5 protein-coding genes are annotated in these 5,482 nt (G+C 40.0%); 2 read left to right on the top strand and 3 right to left on the bottom strand.

Going from position 1 to position 5,482, the window contains the following annotated elements:
* A partial coding sequence (locus tag VF500_RS05580; protein ID WP_330858727.1) for a hypothetical protein occupies positions 1–488 on the bottom strand: 488 nt, incomplete at its 3' end.
* Between the two features lie 445 nt (positions 489–933).
* Between VF500_RS05580 and VF500_RS05575 the strand changes: the two genes are divergently transcribed.
* Positions 934–1,431 carry a DUF6265 family protein gene (locus VF500_RS05575; protein WP_330858726.1) on the top strand — a complete coding sequence of 166 codons (498 nt, stop codon included), beginning with the start codon at positions 934–936 and terminating at the stop codon, positions 1,429–1,431.
* A gap of 43 nt (positions 1,432–1,474) precedes the next feature.
* On the opposite strand, the gene VF500_RS05570 is transcribed toward VF500_RS05575, so the two are convergent.
* Positions 1,475–2,974 carry a malate:quinone oxidoreductase gene (locus VF500_RS05570; RefSeq protein WP_330858725.1) on the bottom strand — a complete coding sequence of 500 codons (1,500 nt, stop codon included), beginning with the start codon at positions 2,972–2,974 and terminating at the stop codon, positions 1,475–1,477.
* Between the two features lie 305 nt (positions 2,975–3,279).
* Between VF500_RS05570 and VF500_RS05565 the strand changes: the two genes are divergently transcribed.
* Positions 3,280–3,822: a hypothetical protein gene (locus tag VF500_RS05565; protein ID WP_330858724.1), complete on the top strand. Its 543-nt coding sequence runs from the start codon at positions 3,280–3,282 to the stop codon at positions 3,820–3,822.
* 20 nt (positions 3,823–3,842) lie between these two features.
* On the opposite strand, the gene VF500_RS05560 is transcribed toward VF500_RS05565, so the two are convergent.
* A partial coding sequence (locus VF500_RS05560) for a response regulator (RefSeq protein ID WP_330858723.1) occupies positions 3,843–5,482 on the bottom strand: 1,640 nt, incomplete at its 5' end.

Genomic DNA, 5,482 nt, shown 5'->3' with positions numbered 1-5,482 from the left:
ATTTCTTCTCCGTGACTATTTATAGTATATGAATCGGCATCCAAATTTTTAACCGCAATTATAAATTTGCAAATTTTTTTTTCTTGCGATTTGGCAAAATTAACGAAACGACGTATCGAGCTAATTTTGGGATATTCTATGGAGCATAAAATTGCTATTGGTTCATTATTGATTCCGTACTTTGAAATGAAACATTTTTCATCGGTATAATAATCTTTTACTAAATCTATTTTGTACTGTATAGAAGAAAACGTCAGTAGTTCAAATACATTTTCGTACCATGGCATTTTGTCTTCTTCCTGAAAATTAAAAATGTTGTAATTGGCGTTTTTTTCGTTTTCAGAATAAGGAACAATCAATTTTTCTTTCGTTGTAAAGTCCTTTAGCTGAAGGATAGCTTCATTTAAAATTGTAGAGCTTTCATGAAATCTATATCTATTGTATAAGATTTCACTTATTGGGCCATTCCAGTTTTTGTGAAGTTTCAAGATGAAATTCATTAATACTATAATCAAAAATAGAGTGAGCAAATGATCGCTTAGATTGGCATGATAACTAGATATTTGAGTCTTAAAGACAAGGTTGGAAGTATTAATGAATGCCGAATAGTAATTTTGGGATGAATAAATTTGTAAAACGAAATTTGTTATTAGAGTTGACATAATGGTCAACCCCAAAAATGCAAATCGCTCTCTTGTGTATTTTGCTGAATATTTAATATAAATGAAATATGCAAAACAAATAATGAATACAATAAATAGAACGGTAATAATCAGCGAGATCATAATGGAGATATTGACATTTAGGTGTGTGCAATATACGCGAGTTATTAATATTTTCAAATAATATTTGAAAGATGTGCGTTGTAATATTTAGATTTTCAATTGATTGTATGTTTTGGTTAATTAATTGATCATTTATTAAAATAATATCATGATTCTAAAGTGTGTTTTCTTTATAGTTAGCGGGTTTGTATTATTGTCAATTAATAACCTTGCACAAGTAACCAAAGCAAGCGTTAATCAATTGGCTTTCATGGCCGGTACGTGGACGCAAAAAAACGGATGGGGCGATATGGAGGAGTTTTGGGGCGAACCGATGGGGGATAGTATAATCAGCAGTTTTAGGGTGGTTAAAGATGGTAAAGCTGCATTTTATGAGTTTGTAGTTATTGAAGAACAAAACCACCTGCCTGTTTTTAAAATGCGCCATTACAACCGTGGCAGCATAGGCTGGGAGGAGAAAGACAAGCCACTGTTATTTTATCTGGTTGGTATTGAAAAAAATAAGGCCGATTTTGAATTAAAGGATAAATCTGTCCGTATCACTTACCAGTTGGTTTCGCCGGATAAACTGGATGTAACTCTTGTTGAGAAGGATAAAAAAGGCAAATTAAAAAAAGACATATTTAACTATTCGCGAAAGAAATGAGAATTACTTATTTCACGAATAGTCAGAGAATACTAATTTCTACTTAAACCAATCCCAGCGCTTTGCTTGTCCTTGCCCTTGTTTCATCGCTCAAGGCCTCGTTGTTAGCTAATGACTCACCATATGACGGGATCATCTCCTTGAATTTCTGCTGCCATGCTTCTGTTTTAGCCTGATTTTTAAAGCAGCGCTCAATAAGCTGGATCATGATAGGTACCGAAGTTGATGCACCCGGTGATGCACCCAATAAGGCCGAGATACTGCCATCAGCAGAGGTTACTACTTCTGTTCCAAACTCCAGTACGCCGGTGTGTTTAGCGTCTTTTTTAATAACCTGCACACGCTGACCGGCTATGTCCAAATCCCATTCTTCGGCTTTGGCTGTTGGCATGTAATCCTTAAGCGCGTTAAGCCTATCGGCCGGCGATTGCAATACCTGGGAGATGAGGTATTTGGTCAGAGGCCAGTTATCACGCCCTACAGCAAGCAGGGGAAGTATATTATTTAGTTTAATAGAGCCAAAAAGATCAAGTAGCGATCCTTTTTTAAGGAAACGGGTTGAAAAGCCGGCGTATGGGCCAAAAAGTAAAGCTCGTTTGCCATCAATCATACGGGTATCCAAGTGAGGTACCGACATTGGCGGCGAACCAACCGATGCCTTTCCATAAACTTTAGCTTCGTGTTGTTTTACCACATCGGGGTTATTACATACCAGCCATTGCCCGCTTACCGGGAAGCCGCCAAAACCTTTGCTTTCGGCAATGCCTGACTTTTGCAGCAGGGGCAAAGCACCACCACCGGCACCAACAAAAACAAATTTGGCATTCAGCTTTCTTTTATTTCCTGTGGTTTTATCTTTTACAGTTATCTTCCAGGTACCATCGGCATTACGCTTAATATCCCTTACATCATGGTTAAGGCTTATGTTTACGTTAGGTTTTTGTTTAAGCTCGTCTATCAGCGCGCTGGTCAGACTGCCAAAGTTTACATCGGTACCAATATCCATGAACGTTGCCGAAACCTTTTCATCAGCATCGCGGCCTTCCATAACCAGCGGGATCCATTTTTTGATCTGTGCTTTATCCTCCGAGTATTCCATCCCTTTAAAAAAGTGATGTTTTGTAAGGGCCTGCTGGCGTTTTTTCAGGTACTCAACATTCTCAGCTCCCCAAACAAAGCTCATGTGCGGCACTTTGCGGATAAAACTTTGTGGATTGTTTACAAGGCCCTGGTCAATAAGATAAGTCCAAAACTGTTTGCTAATTTCAAACTGTTCGGCAATTTTGATGGCTTTTTTTATTTCAACACTCCCATCAGGAAGCTGGGGAGTATAATTTAACTCACAAAAAGCAGAGTGCCCTGTACCTGCATTGTTCATCGGGGCCGAGCTTTCGGCAGCGATGACATCCAGTCGTTCAAAAATCTCAATCGTCAGATCGGGCTGCAGCTCTTTAAGCATTACACCAAGGGTGGCGCTCATAATACCTGCGCCAATTAAAACCACATCAACCGTTAAATTTGAACCTGTACCGTTATTAGTCATTTTATTATGATATCCTGCAAAGCCTGCAGTGTTATTTATAACAAGGTAAACCCCGTTTTTGAAAAATTGTTATGATGGTTTAAGTCCTGCAGGTAATTAACCGGCAGGGGTTAAAATAAATCAGGCAATTTTAAGAAATTTTTATAGAAAAACTGTCCTTTACCTGTCCAATAAATGCAATAAAATCTATGTTTAAATTGTTTAAACTTAATTTATAGCTTAATACCGCATTTGGTATATCTAAAACACATTAACACAAAAACAGTTAAAATGGTGTATATAAATAAAGTGCTAATTTATAGACCATGAATCTGTTTAAACCATGTATTTATTTTTGTGTTTTGGCGATGACATTATCAGCCTGTAAACAATTAAATAAACAATCGAAGCCAGTTCCCGCATTAAGTGACACCTCAAAAACAGTAGTAACAGTAGCAGATAAAAAGGATAGTGTGATCAATAATCCGCAAAAAAAGTATAGCGGGGCAACTGTAAGCGATCCCTGCGTGAAATGTTTGCTGGCTGTTATACAGGACAGTAAAAGCTACAAGGAAAACACGAGCGGTATTTCGTCGCAAAGTATAAATTACACTATTAACTGGGTAAAAGCGTCAGCCCCGGCCTTAACGCCAGATACAAGCCATAAAACCAACGGCATCAGGGTTGATGTAAAGAAAGATGAAGATGGAGAGGCCACCCGGTTATGCTCATATGTTTATAATAACACCAGCGGCACCATGTACCTGCTCAATAGTCAGAATAAATATCAGCATGAAGTGTCAAGCATAACGCCCGCCATTTTAAAAAAAATTCGCAATAGTTGTTACTGGGGCGTGGCATCACGATAACCGCTTTGTTGTTTCAGCGGCTAAACATACTTGCTCTTTATATTTTTCATCATTTTGTAAGCCCCTTTTAAAACATTGATCAGCGCTTCGGTTTTCATGGGCTTGGCAATATAATCGTCCATACCTTCGCTTATGCACATATCCCGGTCGTCGGGACCGGCATTAGCGGTCATAGCAATGATAAAAGGTTGCTTAAAAGCGTACTGACGAATATGCCGGGTTGCTTCAAAGCCATCCATTTCCGGCATTTGCACATCCATAAATATCACATCAAAAGTAGGGTTGGCTTTTAATTTATCAAGCGTTTCGTGCCCGTTATGGGCCAGTTCAAATTCATAGCCAAGTTTCTCCAGCATCCGGCTAATAAGCTTTTGATTAACCGTATTATCTTCGGCCACGAGGATATTGAGGGGGTGTTCCTTGGCAAAATTTACATCCAGCAGTTTATCTGGCCTTGTTTCAGGAACAGGTACCTGTATTTTTCCCTGGAACTCGGCCTGCAGGCTTTTGCCCAGTTGCGATTGTTTTACCGGTTTAGTTAATATAGCCGAAAACAAGCCCGGGTATTTCTTCTTCGAGCCATCACCGATGGAACTCAGCATAATTACCGGCAGGTCTTTATAAGTACTTTTAATTTCCCGGGCCAAGCCAACACCATCCATTTCAGGCATTTCCATATCGGTTATCACCAGGTTAAATCCATGATTGGCAGTAAGGATCTCAAGCGCCAGCCTGCCAGAGGCTGCGGCCACCGTTTGGATTCCCCATTGCTCCAATTGCGTTTGCAGGATAAAGCGGTTCGTTTTATTATCGTCAATAATAAGCACCTTTTTGCCTTCAAGCTCTTCGGCATTAAAAACAATAGGTATATGTTTTGATTGTTTATTGCTTATAGCTGTTTTTATGGTGAATACAAAAACTGAGCCCTCACCAAAAACGCTTTCAGCCCAGATTTCGCCCCCCATTAGTTTAACCAGTCGCTCGCTGATCACGAGCCCAAGCCCTGTGCCGCCATATTTGCGCGTAGTCGATGAATCGACCTGCGAAAAAGCATTGAACAAGGTCGTGAGCTTATCCTCAGGGATGCCAATACCGGTATCCATAACGCTAAAGCCTATCTCAATTTCCTTATCGCCAATTTTTTTGGATAAAAACACTTTAATAAACACCTCACCGCGCTCGGTAAACTTGATGGCATTGCCTGTTAAATTGGTAAGTACTTGTTTTAATCTCAAGCTGTCGCCAATTACCTGCTGGGGCAGGGCGGGATCGATCTGGTAAACCAACTCAAGCTCGCGTTTGGCAGCATTTTGCGAAAAGATATCCATCACTTCCTCAATACACTGGCGCAGGTCAAAATCTTCCTGCTCCATTTCCATTTTTCCTGATTCGATTTTGGAGAAATCAAGAATATCGTTGATCACATTTACCAAACTATCACCGCAGGATATAATGGTATCAGTATAATCGCGCTGCTCGGCATTCAGCTCAGTTTCGCCTAATAGTGAGGCCATGCCAATAACGCCGTTCATCGGTGTCCTGATCTCATGGCTCATCGTGGCTAAGAATATGCTTTTGGCCTGGTTGGCTTTATCTGCTTCTTCCCGGGCCTCACGTTCCTGTTCTTTTTGAAGCTGCAACTCTTCCGACTGGGAAAGCA

The sequence above is a fragment of the Mucilaginibacter sp. genome, assembly GCF_036383575.1.
Classification (GTDB): Bacteria; Bacteroidota; Bacteroidia; order Sphingobacteriales; family Sphingobacteriaceae; genus Mucilaginibacter.
Note: the sequence above shows the minus strand (reverse complement) of the source record. Positions and strands in the feature narration are given on the sequence as shown.